The 18465-nt window shown below is 66.9% G+C and carries 20 protein-coding genes; 8 read left to right on the top strand and 12 right to left on the bottom strand.

Translation table 11 applies throughout. The annotated features are described in order from the left end of the window. Nucleotides 1–23: 23 nt before the first annotated feature. From FN829_RS15790 to hisI, 4 genes are all read right to left on the bottom strand, one after another. A complete protein-coding gene (locus tag FN829_RS15790; RefSeq protein WP_185955667.1) occupies nucleotides 24–188 on the bottom strand; it encodes a DUF7838 family putative zinc beta-ribbon protein in 165 nt (54 codons plus the stop codon). Nucleotides 189–274: 86 nt separating this feature from the next. After that, complete coding sequence (locus FN829_RS03345) at nucleotides 275–673, bottom strand: hypothetical protein (RefSeq protein WP_142985590.1); 399 nt, start codon at nucleotides 671–673, stop codon at nucleotides 275–277. A 77-nt stretch (nucleotides 674–750) separates the two neighbouring features. Further along, the gene (locus tag FN829_RS03340) at nucleotides 751–1929 is read right to left on the bottom strand and encodes a DUF7118 family protein (RefSeq protein WP_142985589.1); all 1179 of its coding nucleotides are present in this window, start codon (nucleotides 1927–1929) and stop codon (nucleotides 751–753) included. Next, the gene (gene hisI / locus FN829_RS03335) at nucleotides 1929–2309 is read right to left on the bottom strand and encodes a phosphoribosyl-AMP cyclohydrolase (protein ID WP_142985588.1); all 381 of its coding nucleotides are present in this window, start codon (nucleotides 2307–2309) and stop codon (nucleotides 1929–1931) included. The genes FN829_RS03340 and hisI overlap by 1 nt, the downstream gene beginning before the upstream one ends. Before the next feature lie 467 nt (nucleotides 2310–2776). Here hisI and FN829_RS03330 point away from each other — a divergent pair, with 467 nt between their 5' ends. Next, a complete protein-coding gene (locus FN829_RS03330) occupies nucleotides 2777–3412 on the top strand; it encodes a hypothetical protein (protein WP_142985587.1) in 636 nt (211 codons plus the stop codon). A gap of 61 nt (nucleotides 3413–3473) precedes the next feature. On the opposite strand, the gene FN829_RS03325 is transcribed toward FN829_RS03330, so the two are convergent. Next, on the bottom strand, nucleotides 3474–4400 hold the full coding sequence (locus tag FN829_RS03325) for a PQQ-binding-like beta-propeller repeat protein (RefSeq protein ID WP_185955666.1): 927 nt from the start codon (nucleotides 4398–4400) through the stop codon (nucleotides 3474–3476). Nucleotides 4401–4960: 560 nt separating this feature from the next. Then, entirely contained in the window at nucleotides 4961–5788 is an 828-nt protein-coding gene (locus tag FN829_RS03320) for a BtpA/SgcQ family protein (RefSeq protein WP_142985585.1), read from the bottom strand. Nucleotides 5789–6324: 536 nt separating this feature from the next. Between FN829_RS03320 and FN829_RS03315 the strand changes: the two genes are divergently transcribed. Both FN829_RS03315 and FN829_RS03310 read left to right on the top strand, forming a co-directional pair. Further along, on the top strand, nucleotides 6325–6675 hold the full coding sequence (locus FN829_RS03315) for a 4a-hydroxytetrahydrobiopterin dehydratase (RefSeq protein WP_142985584.1): 351 nt from the start codon (nucleotides 6325–6327) through the stop codon (nucleotides 6673–6675). Between the two features lie 98 nt (nucleotides 6676–6773). After that, nucleotides 6774–7262, top strand: a complete 489-nt coding sequence (locus FN829_RS03310; protein WP_142985583.1) for a hypothetical protein — start codon at nucleotides 6774–6776, stop codon at nucleotides 7260–7262. 66 nt (nucleotides 7263–7328) lie between these two features. Here FN829_RS03310 and FN829_RS03305 read toward each other — a convergent pair whose 3' ends face one another. Continuing rightward, entirely contained in the window at nucleotides 7329–8609 is a 1281-nt protein-coding gene (locus FN829_RS03305; RefSeq protein WP_142985582.1) for an RNA-guided endonuclease InsQ/TnpB family protein, read from the bottom strand. Nucleotides 8610–8857: 248 nt separating this feature from the next. On the opposite strand from FN829_RS03305, the gene FN829_RS03300 reads away from it, so the two are divergent. The 3 genes from FN829_RS03300 (at nucleotide 8858) to FN829_RS03290 (ending at nucleotide 10793) form a co-directional block, all read left to right on the top strand. Continuing rightward, complete coding sequence (locus tag FN829_RS03300; RefSeq protein ID WP_246066432.1) at nucleotides 8858–9592, top strand: hypothetical protein; 735 nt, start codon at nucleotides 8858–8860, stop codon at nucleotides 9590–9592. A 207-nt stretch (nucleotides 9593–9799) separates the two neighbouring features. Beyond that, the gene (locus FN829_RS03295) at nucleotides 9800–10096 is read left to right on the top strand and encodes a hypothetical protein (protein ID WP_142985581.1); all 297 of its coding nucleotides are present in this window, start codon (nucleotides 9800–9802) and stop codon (nucleotides 10094–10096) included. Between the two features lies 1 nt (nucleotide 10097). Then, entirely contained in the window at nucleotides 10098–10793 is a 696-nt protein-coding gene (locus FN829_RS03290; RefSeq protein ID WP_394348701.1) for a DUF4382 domain-containing protein, read from the top strand. A 51-nt stretch (nucleotides 10794–10844) separates the two neighbouring features. On the opposite strand, the gene FN829_RS03285 is transcribed toward FN829_RS03290, so the two are convergent. Together FN829_RS03285 and FN829_RS03280 are read right to left on the bottom strand one after the other, a co-directional pair. Continuing rightward, nucleotides 10845–11600, bottom strand: coding sequence for a hypothetical protein (locus FN829_RS03285; RefSeq protein WP_142985579.1), 756 nt, complete (start codon nucleotides 11598–11600; stop codon nucleotides 10845–10847). Between the two features lie 117 nt (nucleotides 11601–11717). Then, entirely contained in the window at nucleotides 11718–12686 is a 969-nt protein-coding gene (locus tag FN829_RS03280) for an aldo/keto reductase (protein ID WP_142985578.1), read from the bottom strand. A 74-nt stretch (nucleotides 12687–12760) separates the two neighbouring features. On the opposite strand from FN829_RS03280, the gene FN829_RS03275 reads away from it, so the two are divergent. Next, a complete protein-coding gene (locus tag FN829_RS03275; protein WP_142985577.1) occupies nucleotides 12761–13282 on the top strand; it encodes a multiprotein bridging factor aMBF1 in 522 nt (173 codons plus the stop codon). Nucleotides 13283–13391: 109 nt separating this feature from the next. Here the strand turns inward: FN829_RS03275 and FN829_RS03270 are convergent, their stop codons facing one another. The 3 genes from FN829_RS03270 to FN829_RS03260 form a co-directional block, all read right to left on the bottom strand. Then, nucleotides 13392–13532, bottom strand: a complete 141-nt coding sequence (locus FN829_RS03270) for a rubrerythrin-like domain-containing protein (RefSeq protein WP_142985576.1) — start codon at nucleotides 13530–13532, stop codon at nucleotides 13392–13394. Nucleotides 13533–13650: 118 nt separating this feature from the next. After that, nucleotides 13651–16620 (bottom strand): bacterio-opsin activator domain-containing protein, encoded by a 2970-nt coding sequence (locus tag FN829_RS03265; RefSeq protein WP_142985575.1) that lies wholly within the window; start codon nucleotides 16618–16620, stop codon nucleotides 13651–13653. 118 nt (nucleotides 16621–16738) lie between these two features. Continuing rightward, nucleotides 16739–17503 (bottom strand): DICT sensory domain-containing protein, encoded by a 765-nt coding sequence (locus FN829_RS03260; RefSeq protein ID WP_142985574.1) that lies wholly within the window; start codon nucleotides 17501–17503, stop codon nucleotides 16739–16741. A 167-nt stretch (nucleotides 17504–17670) separates the two neighbouring features. On the opposite strand from FN829_RS03260, the gene tpiA reads away from it, so the two are divergent. Next, complete coding sequence (gene tpiA / locus FN829_RS03255) at nucleotides 17671–18315, top strand: triose-phosphate isomerase (protein ID WP_142985573.1); 645 nt, start codon at nucleotides 17671–17673, stop codon at nucleotides 18313–18315. Nucleotides 18316–18465: the final 150 nt, after the last annotated feature.

Genomic DNA, 18465 nt, shown 5'->3' with positions numbered 1-18465 from the left:
TCGGGAATCGAAGAAGGGAGGAGTCAGGCCGACAGCGTGCTGATGCCGTTGATCTCGATGTAGCCGAAGCCGCACTCCGGACACCGCCACTTCGTCTTCTCCCCGAGGTGGAGGGTCGTCGCCGCCGTCCGGTAGAACGAGTGCGTCTCCCCGCAGGCCGGACAGTCCACGTCCTTTTCGAGCGCCATGTGCGTGTACGGGTCCGGAGCCGGTTTCAAGCTATTGATCCCGCAGACGAAACGGTCGACGACGGGAGCGCGCCGATCGACGCTCGTCAGACCGCGGTGACCCACGCCTTGTACGTCTCCTCCAGCCCGTACACCTCCCGGAAGGCGCGCTCGATGAACCCCGCAACGCGGTTCGCGTCCGACCGGGCGGTGACGACCGCGTTCGTGCCCTCCGCCTCCTCCGGCGTCACGAGTTCGTCGATCCGGAACTCGGGGAACTCGTCGAGGAGGCCCTTCAGCCGGTCGAGTTCGTCGTCGGTACAGTCCAGGACGATCTCGGTGCCCACGAGCTGGATCCACGGCGGGACCTCCCCGCCGTCCGTGACGTCGCTGTCGGGGTCGACGTCGACGGTCATCACGTCGCTCGACCGGGCGCGGTGGGCCGCCGCCGCGTCCGCGAACAGCGCCAGTCGCTCCGACTCCGTCGCGGCGTCGAATCGGGTCATGTCGTCGTCTCGTCGCCCTCGGGACTTAAACTGCCGCGGTCGACGGGGCAACCTGCCGGCCACCTGCCATGCCGTCCCTACCGCTCCGTCTCCGCGAGCACGTCGTCGACGAGCGAGAGCGTCCGCTCCGCCTCGTCGACCCGATCGTCGACCTCGCCGCGCTCGATCAGGGCCAGTTCCTCGGCGTCGAGCGCGTCCCGCACGACCGCGGCGCGTCGGAGCCGCTCGTACTCCTCGTCGCGGGCGAGATCGCGGATCGACCGGAGTTCCGCGACCGCCTCGTCGTCGGCGATCCGCGAGACGAGCGGGACCAGCTCGTCGATCTCGTAGGCCAGCTCGTCGCCCGGGGCGGGCGGCCAGTCGAGCGTCAGCGGCTCCGCGTCGATCCGGTCGAGGAACGTCTGGTGGACGGCCACCGCGGTCCGGAGCGCCCCCACGTCGTCGACGTAGTGTTCGAGCTTCGAGTTGGAGTAGTCGGCGTACTCGAGCAGGGTGGGGATCGGCTCCTTGCCGGCGGGATGCTCGTCGACGTACTCGCGGAGGTCCGTCGGCGGGAGGTCGGCGTCGACGAAGGGGGTCGCGTCCGCGCGCTCGAGGAAGTCCAGGACGTCACGGGTGGACTCCGAGGCGTAGAACTCGCGGAACGACTCGCGGACCGCGTCGTTGTACCTCTCGATCGGCTCGCGGAGCCGCGAGACGTCGGCGTCGAGGTCGGCGTCCGCCATGTCGGCGACCTCACGCAGTTCTTCGAGCCGGTCGTCGAGGTCGTCGCGGGCGTCGGTGGCGGCCTTCCGGGCGCGCCGGTACGCGTCGACCGCGTCGTCGCGGTCGGCGAGCAACTCGACGTAGTCGCCGGCGGGCTCGAGCGCCTCGCGGGCCGCGGCGAAGTCGGACTCGGAGAGCCGGCGCTTGTCGACGGCCTCGTCGGCGTCGGCGAACGCGTCCGCCGCGGGCACGTCGTCGTCGACGTCGACCGCGTTCGCGAACTCCCCCTCGAACTGGACGTACGAGCCGAAGTCGCCGGTGCCGACCGCGTCCTCCTCGTACTGATCGAGCACGCGGTGGGCCCGGCGGTAGGCGTCGGCGGCGGTCTCCACGCGATCGCGTCCCAGCTCCGCGATACGTGACTCGAGCCGGGAGAGCTCGTCGTACCGCTCGCGAAGCTCCGCGGCCGCCTCGCCAGCGGACCGGGTCGCGTCGGCGGATGGGGGGTCGGGCTCCGTCTCGGAGTCACGACCGACTTCCGGAGGGGCCATCAGTACACCTCGTCGGGGTCGAAGACTCGCTCGCCGACGTTTTCGCCGTCGATCGTGCGGTGGAAACACGACCGGTGACCGGTGTGGCACGCGCCGACCGACTGATCGACGAGATACAGCAGCGTGTCGGCGTCGCAGTCGACGCGGATCTCCTCGACGCTCTGAGTGTGACCCGAGGAGCCGCCCTTGTGCCACAGCTCATCGCGCGAGCGGGAGTAGTAGTGGGCCTCGCCCGTCTCGCGGGTCCGCTCGAGCGCCTCCGGCGAGACGTACGCGAGCATCAACACCTCGCCGTCCTCGGCGTCCTGTGCGATCGCGGGGACCAGCCCGTCCTCGCCGAACTCCACCGTCACCTCGGCGTCCGCGTCGGCATCGCTCATACGTCGCCCGAGGCGGGCCCCTCGAATAGTCCTTGTGTCTGTTCCCGTCTCGGAGCAGCAGCGGATCGCTCGGTACAGGGCCAATTCGTTCGCTCACTTGACGGGATTCGGAGGGCAAGCCGCTCAATCCTCGTCTCGGAATCCCGTCTTTGCGGAACCGAGAGTTCGAAACGGCGACTCTAGGCGTTGTATTCGGCGGAGTACCCGAAACGGGGAATGAGAAGGGAACGCACGGAAGGCCCACAGAGCTTATCTTTCAGGTGTCGGAACGGGTCGTAATGACTGGTCCACCGCGTACGCGTTCCCTCGATCGCCGAGCCATACTCGGGCTATCGGTGGCGGGAGTCGCCGCACTTACTGGCTGTGGGGGTACGGATAACGCTGGGGAACCGAGCGAGCGGGATTCGGATAACAGTGAGCAGCCAAACCAATCAGAGACGGAGGATGAAGCGGTACGGGAACGGGACTTGGATGGAGGAATCGGTGCCACGAAGCGGTCAGATGCGAACACGTTGTTAGACGTTAGAGACACGCTCGACACCGACCATCCGCTGTTCGATCCGCAGAGTAAGACGTTCACTAGCGACGACTCGGCCGGCATAGATGCCGTTCCACTTCGATCGGCGTTCACGGTCGTCGCCTTCCAAAACGATAGTGAAGAGAACTTCATCGTCGAGACCGATGGGTCAGTAGGAGGACTCGTAGTCAACAGTTCTGACACGGCTGGAGCCGCCTGTTTCGCGGCTGATAGCGGGGACTACGACTTCGCCGTCGCGACCGAACGCAACTGGTCGATGACGGTCGGGCAGCCGTTTGCGCCACCGGAGGAGATTCGGACCCCAAGCGTCAGTGCCAGCGGCGACGGACACGCGGTAGTCGGACCGGTCGAGCTTGCGGAGACGACGACGTTCACTGGCGAGCACGAGTCCGACGGCGGGAACTTCGTCGTCGAGGTCTACAACGAGGACGCAAGCGGAGGGACCCCGGACGAGGTCGTGTTTAACCAGATCGGCGAGTTCTCCGGCGAGACGCGTGCGAGTCCGGCCGGTATTTCGTGGATCGAGGTCGAGGCTGACGGCGTCTGGCGGCTAGAAATAGAGTAGCGGGACGATTTTACCGATTCAGTTCCGGACACCGCACGTCGCTAACTGCTTTCCGTAGTGGTCACAGCTCCGCGATCGCGTACACATCGCCGGGCTCTGTCGCAACGTACACGACGCCGTCGACTACGGCTGGCCCATCAACGACTCCGCTCCGAGTATAGTCTCCGAAAGAGACGCTCCGCGTCTCGACGCGCCAGTTCTCGGTCCCATCTCCCGCCGCGAGAGCGAGGACCGTTCCGTCGCTTCGAGACCCCACGTAGACGGTGTCACCAGCGACCGTCGGTGAGCCGAGCTGGCCCACGTCGTCAAACTGCCGCTCCCACTCGATCGTTCCGTCCGCCGTCGAGAGACGCGTCACGTTCTCACCACCGGTCGCGAAGACCGACTCGGACGTGACCGCGACGGTCTCCTCCGACTCGTGAGCGAGTCTCGTACGCCATCGTGGTTCCCCGTCCTCGGCACGGAGCGCGGTCGCTTCGCTGTCCTCCGAGCCGAAGTACACCGTTCCATCGACGACGACCGGGGAACTGGACGTTCTGACGAAGGTGGGCCGTCGCCACTTCTCGTCGCCAGTTTCGCGGTCGATAGCACACACTATGCCGTTTTCGTCGAGGAGATAGACGGTGTCGTCGGCGACTGCGAGCGGCGATCGAACCGACCCGATCTCGTCGCCGTCGGGAGTCCACCGCCACTCCTCTTCGCCCGACGTACCATCGACCGCATATATCGGCGGCCGTCCGCGTTTCCCCAGTTTCCCCAGAACGTATGCGGTCCCGTCGGCGACGGTCACCCCTCCCAGTCCGCCGGCCTGTGAATCCGGCTCGAACGTCCAATCGAGCTCTCCGGTCGCGGGATCTCGTCCCTCGAGGTCGAACGTGGGGACGAAGAGGGTCCCGTCGGCGACGGTCGGCGTAGTCGTGTGGCCACCCCACTCCCCGCCGATCCGCTGGCCAGTTTCTCCGTCGAGGATCGATCCGCCAGCATACACGCGACCGCCGTCGACGACGACGCCCGATTCCGCCTCGGTGCGAGCACTATACCGCCAAGCGACTGTAGCGTCATCTCTCGGACCCGAAACGTCGGAATCGTACCCGGTATTGCGAGCATCACGCCTGTAGCTCGGCCACGAGGCTGTCGAACTGAGAGTGACATCCGACTCGTGAAGCGTTCGTCCGCGCTCGTTCTCTTCGCCGTCTTCGTCTCGAGAGAACACGCATCCCGCAAGACAGGCCGTCGCTGTAACGAGACCGCCGCGGAGGGCGTGGCGTCTCGAGTACGGAGACATACACTCTAGCTTTGATCGGTTCGGTATAGGCTTTGTCTGTGAGACGGGGAAGACGGGGCGATCTGGACTCTCAAAGCGCTGTTGGAATCATGTCTCCCCTGACGTGGCGTGGGACGATACTGCCACTTGAAAGCTACAAGCTGTACCGGGCATTTAGAGGACTTCCCAGACGCGGAAAGGCCGGTCGTCTTCGTTTCTTCGGGTCCGGGTACGCTGATCCTACTCGGTCGTCGTGACCATCATCGCCGCCGAAGGGACCGGAGTCACCGAACGTCGTCCGCCCGCGCGACCAGCTCCGCGACCCTGTCGGGGTCGACCGGGGCGGTCGTCTCGCCGCCCTCCTTCAGCGCGGTCCCGACGATGACGCCGTCGGCGACGCCGAGGAGGTCGCCGACCGTGTCGGGCCGGACGCCGCTGCCGACGAGGACGGGCGTGTCGAGCCCGTGTCGTTCGCGCTCGGCGACGACCGCCTCCAGCGCGTCGCCGTCGACCGCGTGACCCGTCCCCGACCCGGAGGCGATCACGGCGTCCGCGAGTCCGCGCTCGGCGGTGTCGGCGAACGACTCCGCGGAGTACTCGGCCGGCGTGAGCGGCGCGGAGTGTTTCACGTCGGTGTCGGCGAAGATCCCGATGTCGACGCCGAGCCGCTCGCGGAGCCGGACCGTCTCGTGAGCGCGCCCCTCGACGATCCCCTGGTCGGTCACGCGTGCGCCTGTGTGAACGTTCACCCGGACGTACGCCGCCCCGACCGCGGCGGCGACGGAGACGGCGGCCTCGGCGTCGTTCCGGAGGACGTTGATCCCGATCGGTAACTCGACCGCCGAGGCGACGGCCGTCGCGGCGCGAGTCGTCGCCGCAACCGTGTGTTTCGGCACGTCGTCGGGGTAGAAGGGCGCGTCGCCGAAGTTCTCGATCATCAGGCCGTCGACGCCGCCGGACTCGAGCTTTCTCGCGTCGTCCACGGCGCGGTCGACGGCGGCGTCCATCGCGACCGCGCCGTCGTCGGGCGCGCCGGGAGCGCCGGGGAGCGCGGGCAGGTGTATCATGCCGATCACCGGCGCGTCCGTGCCGAACGTGGCGTCGAAGTTCATGGCTTCTCCGACGACCGGGAGCGGTTTAACGCTCCCGTATACGGATTCATGGAACCGTTCGCACGCCGTCGGTGAACCGCTCACTACAGGGGAAAGAACGAGCGATCCTGCTGTGCGGTGGCGCGCCTCCGAGTGCCCCACCGGGGCACGAGGAGCCCGCGAGGGACGCGGTGAGCGCTCGGAGAGCGCGAACCGCGAGGCTGGGGAGGAATGAGGTGCGGGGCGGTTGCGGTTGGGTGGGACTCAAAGGGGCAGTTGCGAGGACGAAGCCTGACGACGCAAGGACCGCAGGAGCGAGGAAACGAGCGACGAGGACCACAGCGAGTCACGCGAGTCCTCGTGACTGGGGCTTTGGACGAGTTCACCGCGCCAGCAACTGTTCCCTTCTGTCCACTCGAAACACAACCGAAACATCCGTCTTATAAGCAAGCCAACTCTCGCGGATGGCTCCCGAAGACGATGGAGACGGAGTTCGATGGACGGGAGCCGACTCCCGGCGCGGAAGGTACAAACCCCTCCGAGTCCAACGGGAGCACATGACATCCTCGCTCGCCGACGAGCCGGTGGAGCCGTCCGCCGAGGACGACGAGCCGCTGACGCCGGAGGAGTACGCCGACCACCTCGACGAACTCGGCGACGCCTGGGAGGTGATCGAGGAGCACCACCTGGAGGCGATGTACCCCTTCGAGGACTTCGCGACCGCCCTCGAGTTCACGAACGACGTGGGCGAGCTCGCCGAGGCGGAGTGGCACCACCCCGACATCCACCTCTCGTGGGGCGAAGTCGGCATCGAGATGTGGAGCCACGACATCGACGGTCTCCACCGATCCGATTTCGTGATGGCCGCCCGGATGGACCGGCTCTACGACGAATACGACGGAGAGTGAGCGGGAGCGGCCGATACCGGCCGATAAACTGATACCGGCGGATCGGTCGCGGTCGGTCAACGAACGCTTTTAAATCCCTCCCGGCGAAAATGGGGACAATGAGCGACAACGTCTTTCTCGTCCCGGTCGATCCGGAGAACTTCGATCGAACGGTCCGGTCCGCGGTCGACCTCGCCGAGTACCCCGACCGGCCGGAGCCGCTCGCGGACGTCGAGGAAGTCCGGCTGTGGGCCGTCGACGACGACAGCGGGAACGGCTCGACGTTCGACCGCATGGAGTCCGGCGATCTCCTCCTGTTCTACCACGACGGCGAGTACGTCGCCACCGGCCGAGTGGGCGAGACGTTCGTCGACGAGGACCGCTGGGCCAGCGGCACGTTCTGGACCGCGTTCCCGACCACGCGGGTGTACACGGTCGAGTCGTTCACTCCGATCTCGGTTCCGAAACGCGGCGTCAACCGGATCTTCGACTACTCCGCGTCGTACACGCCGGGGTTCATGCGCGTCGCCGACGGCCGCGTCACCCGCGACCTGTCCACGATCGAGACGGCGCTCGACGCCTACACCAAGCGGAACGCCGAGGCTTGACATCCTCCCCGCGCTGAAGCGCGAGGATTCCCACGGCACCGCACCGCTGGTTTGGGATATTGTGGTTTACGACGTGACCTGTTCTTGAGGTGCAAACGCACCAGTTTCCTTGTCAAACAGGAACGTCGATGGCTGTGCCAACCAGCCGTTACTCCTATTCACCGAAAGATTCGGTGAACTCGGAGATACTTTCTGCCGAATGTTCTCAGCGCCGTTCACGTCTGCGTTCGCCACTGTACCGCACTCATCACAGACATACAGTCCGCGTTCAACACGGTTCGCCTTTCGTTCCCGACCACAGCACGAACACGACTTCGAGGTGTCCCGCTCAGACACTGGCTCAACCGTGATTCCTTCCATCTCAGCTTTGTATTCGAGGAGGTCGGTGAAGCGGTCGAACGCCCACGAGTGCAGGTCAAGATTCCCGTGTTTACCCCAGTTCTTTGACTCGCTGATCTCTTCATCCTCACGGATGCCGGAGAGATCGCCCACTACGATCGTTCCAATTTCCTCCTCAACACATCGTTGGACGATGTGTTTCGAGAGTGTGTGGAAGTAGTGTGTGCGGCGAGCCGATTTCTTGTGGTTCGACCGCGTGGCCTGCTCGGAGTTCGAGTTGTCGCACTGAGCGATCCGCTTGCTGAAGTAGTAGTCGTCCTGTTTCAAGCAGTTCAGCGGGTACAGTTCGCTGTGGCCGTCTTCATAGGCGAGTGCCGCAAAGTTGTTGATACCGAGGTCAACACCCACCGTCTTCTCACCGAGGGCGTCAGTCACGTCGATCTCGACCTTACAGACGAAGTGGAGTTCCCACTCCTCACCCGTCCAGACTGCCCGAACCTGTTGGACAGTCTTCACGGTGGAGAGGTCAACGTCGGGGCGAGTTTGGTACGTACACAGGACGAAATCCGACCAGTACTCTTTCAGGTTCGATCCTTTTGAGAGTCGGACGCGGTTGTACTGGGTGTCGAGTTTGAAGCCAGCGGCTTTGAACGTCACCGTCGAACGCGGATGTTCATCGCCGTGTTTGCGGTAGCCGGGCGGGTTCGCTTTCGTATCTCCGTTTTGCCGTTTGCCGTACCAGCCGTTGAACGCCTCAGCGAGTTCTTGAAGGACTCGCTGACTTGACTGAGAATGGAGGTCATCATAGCATTCGTGGGTTTTGAGGTACGTGGTGAGTTCGTTGTGGTTAGGGATGTGATCGATTTCATCCCAGATCCGACTACACGTCCACCGTCCGACGTTCCAGAGTTTTGAGGCGGCGAACCCGAGCGAATCAAGGTCGTCTTGCACCCGCGACTGGTTCCGTATGGAAGCAGTGTAGGTGCTGGTAACGACCTGTTTCGCCATACGTAACCTATGTAGATAAAATTACTTGATGGCTTGGATTGGAATATCGTGGAATATCCAGCTGTGCCATCGACCGGTGGAGTGTGAAAGGAAGTGTCGGATTCATCCCCGCGCTAAAGCGCGAGGCTTTCTCCTCGATTCTCCGTAAACCGCTCGGACGAGACGTAGGCCGGCCGGAGCGAGACGTAGGCCGCCCGGCCGACCCTGTCGTCAATAGAACTATACGACATCGGGCGGTAGCCCGGCGCATGTCCCTCGCGGAGACGCCGGTGGTGTTCGCGTTGCTCTGTGTCAACACGCTGATCGGGGCCGTGTTGGTGATCGCCGCATACGACCTCACGGACCGCGTCCTCGGCTGGACCGGGTGGATCGCCGGCGCTGCCGGCGGCGGGGTGGTCGGCTGGGTCGTCGTCCCGCGGGTCGCCTCGGGGACCGTCTCGACCGGCGGCCGGATCGGGTTCGCCGCGTCGCTCGTGCTGATCGGCGCGTTCCTCGGTCGTGGGCTGGTTCCGCTCGTCGCCCGGTTCGCCGTGGCGATCTCGGCATTCCTCTTCTCGACGCTCGCGACCCTCGTGTTGACGGTCGGCGAGTCGGTCCTCGATCGGGTGTACGACCCGGCGGGATCCGGAGCGCCGATCGTCGAGGCGATCGACCCGGCGGCGCTCGCCGGCTCCGGCCTGTTCGTACAGCCCGAGTTCCAGCGGTTCCTCCTCGCCTCGCTTTTCGTCGGCGTCGTCGCCGGGATCCTGGCGATGCGGTACGCCGACCCGATCATGTCGCTGGCGCTGACCGGGCTCGGCGCCGGCGTCCTCGCGACGGCGTACCCGGTGTGGCGGGCCGTCCTCGCCGGCGAGGTGCTCGCGATCACCCAGCAGGCCGCCCCCTCGATCCCGGCGTTCCTCGCGTTCCTGGTCGGCGGGGCCGCCGTCCAGTACCTCCGCCACGGCGACGACGAGGATCCCGTGTTCTCCGCCGCGGGCTGAGGTGCTCTCGCCGCGTGCCGGGTCGTCCCTGCCACTGCGCGCCGTCCGCCTCCGGCGTCGTGGGCGTCGCCGATCCCGCCGAAGACGGGTCGTTCGAAATCGACTGCCTCACGGGTTCTCGAACCGGATTAATCCGAGTTAATCCGAACCGAACCGGGCGAAGCGAGTGGGTGATTGAAGTCGATAGCGGCTCGAGCGCGACTCGCAATGAACGCCATTCGAACCGCGCTCCTCGGAGCGCTCGCCGCGGTCGTACTGATCGGAACCGGCGTCGCGGCCGGCGGGGTCGCCGCAGCCGGGTCGAACGCCCCCGCCGACGTCGGCCCGGACGCGAACGCCAGCGACGACGCCGGACCGCCGAGCGACCTTCCGGAGCCCGTTCCGGAGTTCGTCGGCGACCTCCTGAACGAGGTCGACGGCTTCCTGTCGGGGGAGGTCGAGAACCTCGGTGACGCGGTGAGCGATCTCGCCGGCAATGACCTCGACGGCGCGGGAGGTGTCTGACGTGAGCGACCGGTTCGAGCGCCTCGGGGCGATCGGCCGTCGTGAGTATCTCCGTGCGACCGGTGCCGCCGCGCTCGGAACGGCCGGGCTCGCCGGCTGTGTCGGCCGTGCGACCGGCACGCTCGCGACGTCGATCACCGACCAGCCGGCCGACATCGGCGACTTCGAGTCGCTCGTCGTCACGATCGACGGGATCTGGCTGGGGCCGGAAGGCGGCGACGGCGGCGGGGAGGGGGACGGAGACGACGAGGGAGACGTCGATGACGGCAACGAGACCGATCCCGGAGACGGAAACGAGACCGGATCTGACGGTAGCGACGACGAGTCGTCCGACGAGGACGGCCCGCAGGGACGTGAGTACCACGAGTTCGACGAGCCACAGGAGGCCGATCTCGTCCGGCTACAGGGCGAGAAAACCCAGCTGATCGACGAGCGTGAGCTGACCATCGGGACCTATCCGTACCTCCAACTCGACGTCTCTGGAACCGACGCGACCCTCGCGGACGGCGGGGAGGCGACCGTCGAACTGCCCGGGAACGCGCCGCTCACGTTCAACCAGGAGTTCGAGATCAGGGAGGAATCGGTCACGAGCTTCACCGCCGACTTCGCGCCCGTCGAGCGCGGGAACGGGACGTACCTCCTCCGTCCGGTGCCGCGGGGCATCGAGGTCACCTACGAGTCGGACGGGGGCGAGTAACGCGAACGCGAGGCCGCGCCTGAGGCCGAGGGACGTGGTCCGTTCGCGCACCTACCGCCCGCCGGACCGCCCGTCGGACCGACCGCGACAGCGCTTCGAGGTGAGCGCCTCCTTCGAGCGGAACCGACAACCGCACCCGACACAGCGGACGAACGGCTCGCCAGGCTCGGTCTCCAGGCGGTGATCGCCGACGACGAACGGTCGGGTGACCGTTCGCGGCCGGATGCGGTCTGGTATCGTGGTCTCCGGCGTCTCGCTCAGCGCGGCTCGGAGGGCGATGGTGTCGACGTCGACCGGGTCGAACCGACCCGCCTCGAGCGCGGCCTCGTGGTCCGCCACCTCGGTCCAGCCGGTGACGACGACCGGCGAGTCGGTCTCGGTGTCGCTCACGACCACGACGAATCGGATCCCCCCGTCGACCAGCGCGAATCGCCAGCCGTCCGTCCGGTTCCAGCGGAGCTGTCCACGCCGGATCGCCTCGGTCACGGTTCGCGTGGAGACGTACCGACCGGGCTGTTCCAACCGCTCGCGGAAGTGGTTCGTGAGCGCGTACGACCCGGGATCGCGGAGGGGTGGGTCCTCCGGCGTGCGCCTCCGCGGGGGCGTCGACCGTCCGCGGTCGGGATCGGTCGCCCGCTCCCGAGACGGGAGCGACTCGGGCGAACCGGGTCGCGCGGTCGACGCGCGGCGCCGATCGGCCTCGGGTGACGCGGTCTCGGGTGACGCCGTGTGCGGTGCGGTCCGACGCTCCGTCGATCCGGGACGGGGGACCTCCTCGGCCCCCGACCCGCCCTGTCGGGATGCCACTGCGTGTGGGTATATAGCGTATTCTTATGATTGTTACGGCGACCCACGGCGACTCACGACCGCCGAGTGGGGACGAACGGACGTCGGCGAGGGACCGGCGACCACCCGCCGCCGGTCTCACTCGTGTCCGGAGACGCGGACCGGCTCGTAGGGCTCCTCGAGCCACTCGACGTCGGATCCGGACAAGTCGATCTCGAGCGCTTCCACCGCGTCCTCGAGATGCTCGACGCTCGAAGTCCCGACGATGGGCGCGTCGACGACGTCCTTCTCGAGTACCCACGCGAGCGCGATCTGCGCCATCTTCACGCCCCGCTCGTCGGCCAACTCCTCGACGCGGGCGTTGACTTCCTCGCCGCCGCCCTCGCGGTACGGCCGGCCGATCTCCGTCTCGTGTTCCCCGCGCGTGGTCGCGTCGTCCGCCTCGTAGGGGCGCGTCAGGTAGCCCGCACCGAGCGGGCTCCACGGGAGGGTGCCGATCCCCTCCTTCTCACAGAGCGGGATCATCTCGCGTTCCTCCTCGCGGTACGCGAGGTTGTAGAGGTTCTGCATCGTGACGAACCGCTCGTATCCCTCCCGATCGCTCGCGTGTAGCGCCTCGGCGAACTGGTGGGCCCACATCGAGGAGGCGCCGACGTGACGGACCTTCCCGCGGCGGACCGCGTCGTCGAGGGCGGCGAGCGTCTCCTCGATCGGCGTCTCCTCGTCCCAGCGATGGATCTGATAGAGGTCGACCGTCTCCATTCCGAGTCGATCGAGGCTGTTCTCGAGTTCCTGTTCTATCGCCTTCCGCGAGAGCCCGCTCGCGTTCGGGTTCGACTCGTCCATCTCGCCGTACACCTTGGTGGCGACGACCTGCCGGTCGCGGTCGTACTCGGCGAGCACGTCCCCGAGTATCTCCTCGCTCTCGCCGTTCGAGTAGACGTTCGCGGTATCGAAGAAGTTCACTCCGAGTTCGATCGCGCGCTCGATCAGCTCCTCGCTCTCCTCCTCGTCGAGCATCCAGTCGTGCCCACTTCCGAAGCTCATACAGCCGAGACAGAGGCGACTCACGGTCGTTCCGGTGTTCCCGAGCGTCGTGTACTCCATGCGTTCGGTCTCCCCGCTCGAGGGATAAGTCCCGCGGCGCACCCTTTATACGACCGGCTGTGTTAGCCCCGCGTATGCCCCAGTGTGAAATGTGTGGTGCCGAGCAGGCCTCCCTGACGACGACGAAGGTCGAAGGCGCCGAGTTGGAGCTGTGTAGCTCCTGTACGGACTTCGGCACGGAGGTCCGTGAGGAGCCGAGCAGCTCCGCCGGGAGCAAGTACTCGACGAGTTCCAGTTCGGGAAAATCCTCGTCCTCCTCTTCGGGCGGTTCGAGCGGTTCCTCGGGCGGCTCGAAGCGTCGTCGCGACATGTTCGACGACATGGAGGAGATCGCCACCGACTACGACGACCGTATCAGGAAGGCCCGGGAGTCGAAGGGGTTGAGCCAGGAGGAACTCGCGGACGACCTCAACGAGAAGGCGAGCCTGATCCGCAAGCTTGAGCGCGGCGACACCCTCCCCACCGACGAGATCCAGCGGAAGCTCGAGCGCGCGCTCGACGTCTCGCTCGTCGAGGGCGAGGACGTCGACGCCGACTGGGAATCGAACGACGCCGGGACGATGACGCTCGGCGACGTGGTCAAACGGAAGGAGTGATCGGGTCGGCCGGGAGTGAAATCGGTCGCTCGGCGGTTGATATCAGTCACTCGGCGGTTGATATCAGTCACTCGGCGGTTGATATCAGTCACTCGGCGGTCGAAATCGGCTACTCGATCGGCGTCCCGCGATTCCGCATCGCGCTCCCACACTCGGGACAGCGTCCCGGATTCGTCCCGTCGACGACGTTCCCGCAATCGAAACACTCGTAGGCGGCCTCTCTATCGGCGTCCTGGGTCACGTCTCTCATTGTAACACGCGAGCACCGTCGGGTCCGATGCTCTTCCCTCGAGTACCGGCGGGATCCACCTGTACGGTGTGGTTCACTATCCAACCCATGATAGTTCGAGGGGTTGGATAGTGAACACTCACGGGGAGTCGGCGACCTCGACGTTCCGCTCGTCGAAGAGCGCCGAGAACAGCTTCCGCTGAACCGCGCGGGCGTGCTGGTAGAAGGCGGACGAGGAGATGTCGAGCGTCTCGGCGATCTCCTCGCCGGAGCGCTCTCGAGGTGACTCGAAGAACCCTCCGTAGTACGCGGTCTGGACCACCTCGAGCTGTCGGTCGGTCAACTCTCCGAGGAACCGCGAGTGGAGGTCGCGTCCGGCCGCCCGGTCCCGGGTCCGCTTCGAGACGAGCCGCGTCTCCTCGAACGTCTCCTCCAGCAGGCGACCGATCCGCGAGACGTCGACGCCCTCGGGGACGTCGATGACGACGTTCGTCGACGACGGCGTCGCGGACGCGCTGTGAAACACGACCCCGTGATCGGCCAGTTCCTCCGCGAGGAACGGTCGCGAGAGCCGCAACCGCAACACGCCTCCCGTCTCGGTCGCGTTGATCTCGCGGACGGAGTCCACGAAGAGGAGTTCCCGTGCGATCGCCGCGACCGACTCGACGGTCGCTCCCTCCACCTCGACGAAGACGTAGCTCCCTTCCGCGGTCTGGCGCGCACCCCCCTGATAGGACACCGTACACGAGGCGCCCCGCGCCAGCCGCGAGAGGAGGAAGGTCGAGTCCTCGACGGCGAACTCGACGCGCGTCGTGGACGTCGTCAAGAGCGCGTTCTTCCGTTCGATCGCGCCCATCGCCGAAGCGATCGTCTCGCCGAGCTCCGCGAACACCGCTTGAACCATCTCGGAGAACGCCTCGCGCTCCTCCGCGTAGACGGTGAGGACGCCGTACGTCAAGTCGTTGTATACGAGCGGCACGCTGACCACGGAGAGGTAATCACGCGACACGGCGGTCTTTCGCCACTCCTCCTCCCGAAGTCCGCCGGGGACGTTTCCGATCACGGTCATCTCGCCGGTCGCCGCCGTCCGACCGGCCGGCTCGACCCCGCTCGCCGCCACCGAGACGGACTGGTCGTCGAGGTATCCCTTCCCCGCGCCGGCCCACGCCCGCGGCGTGAGCGTCTCCCCGGTCGCGTTCGTCGAGCCGATCCAGGCGAAGCGAAACCGGTCGTCACCGGTCAACAGCTCACAGACGGCGTGTTCGACCTCCTCGCGGGTCTCCGCGTGAACCAGCGCGCGATCGACCTCGCGGATGGTCTCGTTGATCCGGTTCAGCGACGTGAGCCGGTCGTTTCGTCGCTGTAGTTCCCGGTCCTGTTCTCGGAGGCGCTCCTCCCGCGCGATCCGATCGAACGCGGCCTCCGCGGTCGCCGCGAGCAGGTCGGCGAGCTCGCGGGTCACCTCGTCCACCGCGCCGACCGACGTCGTGCCGGCGACGAACACGCCGTTCCCCCCGAGCGGGATGAACGCGGCGCTCCGGAGGTCCGTGGACCGATCCGAGAGCCGGTCGTCGGCGTGGACGTCCTCGAGGAACAGGCGCTCGTCCTCGACGAAGGCGTGACCCACGAGCGTCTCGCCGTCCGCGTCGACCGGCGAGAGCGACCCGTGGGCCTGCTTCATCCCGTCGGAGTACGCCGCGGGGCGGAGCGCGTTGGCGTCGGGATCGAAGCGGTACACCGCGGCGGCCTCGAGACCGAGCACGTCCGGCGTGTCCGCCGTGACGCGCCGGGCGATCTCCCCGTCGGTCCCGGCGTACAGGAACTCCCTCGCCGTCTCCTGGAGGGTCGCGAGCGCCTGCTCGCGCTGTTTTCGCTTGGTGATGTCCCGGCAGCTGTACAGCAGGGTCCCGTCGTGGATGGACACCTCCCGAACGTTGACCAGGAGCGTGTGCTCTCGACCCGCCTCGTCGCTCACGGTACACTCGATGTTCTTCAACACGCCCTCCTCGGCGAGCGCTTCCCGATCGAAGAGATCTTCGCCGAGGAGGTCGTCGATGGTGCCGAGTTCACGTATCTCATCGGCCGTGTACCCGAAAATGAAGTGTACGTTGGGGCAGACGTAGGTGTACTCCCCCTCCTCGTCGGTGATGAGAACGGTGTCGGTCATGTTGTTGAGCGTGACCCGGTGTAGCTCCTCCGACCGACGGAGGTCGCGCTCCACGTCGGCGTAGTCCGTGATGTCGACGCCCTCGACGACGACGGAGACCAACTCTCCACGGTCGTCGGTGACCGGACGCGCGGACAGTTCGATCACGGCCCGATCCGCGTCGTCTCCGTCTCCGACGGCCCGGTCGACGTCTCCGTCTCCGCTGTCGCCGGTCGATTCGCTCTCTCCCGTTCCGCCGCGGTCCGAACCGCGGATGACGACTGCGTTTCCGAACCCACCCTCGAGCGCGGCCTCGACCACCCGTCTGACGTCGCTCTGGACTCGGTCCGAATCCGACCAGTGCGGGTGCTCCCAGAGGGAGACGGCGACGGGGCCGTCGCCGCCGTCGCTGCCACCGGGGCGGCCGGACAGCTCGCGAGCCGTCCGATTCATCCGATCGACGAAGCCATCGGCGTCGAGGACCCACGTCGCGGTCCGTTCGTCGCGTAATATCGCGTCGAACTGCCGAGCGCGGTCGCGCCGGGCACGGTCGCGTCGGGCGGTCTCGATCGCGTCTCCGGTTCGATCGAGGAGCTTCGAAACCGAGTCGGCGGCGCCGGCGGCGGGATCGAGACGTACGTAGTCGGCGACGCCGGCGGCGATGGCCTCACTCGCGATGGCCTCGCTCCCGGACGCGGTCGCCACGATCACGGGGAGCGTGGCGTCCCGGTCGCGGACCTCCCGGAGCAGGTCGAGCCCGGAGGCCTCGGGGAGCCGATGCGCGGTGACGACGGCGTCCGGTCGCCGCGTGCGGATCGATTCGAGCGCGTGTGCTTCCGTCGAAACCGTCCGAACCGTCGCTCCGAGTTTCGTCTCTACCGCGTCGGCGAACGACTCGACCCACGTCTCGTCTCCGACCAACAGCAGCCGCGAGGAAGCGAGCGTGCTCGGTTCGAAGGTCATTACCCGTCCTTGAACGTCGGCGCGGTTCAAGACACCGGCCGACCTCGTGGCCGTACCGAACTGAGAGGACTCCGGTGTCGGGTGGAGAGGCTTCCGTCTCAGGTGAGGGCGTTCGGCGTCAGGCGGTCGCGTCGTCCTCGCCCTGGCGTTCGGACGTGCCGTACCGCTCCGTCAGGTAGTCGATGACTCGGTCGACGGTGTCCGGATCGTAACTCCAGAAGCCGTAGAACCGGTCGGGCTCGCGCTCCTCGGCGAGCAGCACACACTTCGCGCCGTCGAAGCCGCCGCCGTCGTAGGCGACGAACCACGTCTCGCGGATCTCGGCGGTGCGGCCGATGTGTACCTCGTACCGATCGGTGTTCGGGGCCTCTCCTTCCGCGGCCGCGTACGCGTGAACTTCGAGGCGCTCCTTCCCGCCGAGCCGATCATAGGTGTTCGACTCCCCCGTCAGGACGTCGAGCGTCTGGAACCCCGCGTGGAGCTCGCCGTCGCCCACGCGCCAGGCCCGGTCCTCGATCTCGCGGGAGGCGGCGACCATGTCCGAACGCGAGTACGAGGTGAAAAGCGTCTCGTCGAGGTGATCCAAGACCGGCTCACCGACCCGGCGGGAGGGTGCCCGGTCGGCCTCTCCGGGCGGTCCGTCGGCGTCCCCGCCGGCGGAACCGGGTAGGACCTCGTCCACCGAGACCGCAGTCACGAACTCGCCGCCGCGCGAGAGTACGGCGTAGCCGGTCGGTCCCTCCGCAGGGCGCTCCGCGACGACCCGGAGGTTCCGATCCGCGAAGTGCTCCGCGAGCGTCTCGGCGACGCTCGGGTCTCGATCGAACACCGTCAGTGTGGCCTCGCGAGCCTCGACTCCTGAGATGATCTCGATGAGCGACATGCGGTATCGGACCCGTCGAAACGCGGGTTCGTGTGTCGGTATCCCCGGTAGGTTAAGAGTGTTGCTCCGGAGGCTCCTCGCTTCGGGAGGCGGCCGCTTCGGTGCCCTCGATCCGTGAGAGCCGACCGACCACGAAGGTATTTGCGCCCCCGTCCGTTACCCGGCGTATGTTCATCCTGGTGAACCTCAAGGCGTATCCCTGTGATCCGATCGAGGTCGCGACCGCCGCCCGCGACGTCGCCGAGGCGTCGGGCGCGCGGATCGGCGTCGCTCCGCAGGCGGCCGACCTCGCCCGCGTCGCCGAGACGGGCGTCGAGACGTGGGCCCAGCACGTCTCGCCGAACGCGCACGGCTCCCACACCGGGTCGACGCTGGCCGAGGCGGTCGCCGACAACGGGGCCGAGGGGACGCTGATCAACCACTCCGAGAACCGACTCAAACTCGCCGATATCGACGGCTCCGTCGAGGCGGCAGAGCGGGCCGACCTGGAGACGATCGTCTGCGCGAACAACCCGGCGCAGGTCGGCGCGGCCGCGGCGCTCTCGCCCGACGCGGTCGCCGTCGAACCGCCCGAACTGATCGGCGGCGACGTCTCCGTCGCGACGGCGGACCCCGGAATCGTCGAGGACGCGGTCGCGGCCGCCGAGGCGGTCGACCCCGCCGTCGACGTGTTCTGCGGGGCCGGCGTCTCCACCGGCGACGACGTGGACGCGGCGGCCGACCTCGGCGCGTCGGGCGTCCTCCTCGCCTCCGGCGTCGCCAAGGCGGACGACCCGGCGGCGGTGCTCGAGGACCTCGTCTCCGGGCTCTGAACCGGCCGCTCGTTCCGCGGCGTCGGGCGGGGGTCCCCTTTCCACAGGGCGGCTGGGTTAGCGGGTCAGTATAAAGACACCGATGTGAGTGGCTACCACGATCGCGGAAAACGCAAGACTGCGTCGACATCGTATCGATCCGAATATCGG

The sequence above is a fragment of the Halorubrum cibi genome, assembly GCF_900182635.1.
Taxonomy (GTDB): domain Archaea; phylum Halobacteriota; class Halobacteria; order Halobacteriales; family Haloferacaceae; genus Halorubrum; species Halorubrum cibi.
The sequence above is the reverse complement of the archived record's forward strand: the minus strand, read 5'-3'. Positions and strand labels throughout refer to the sequence as shown.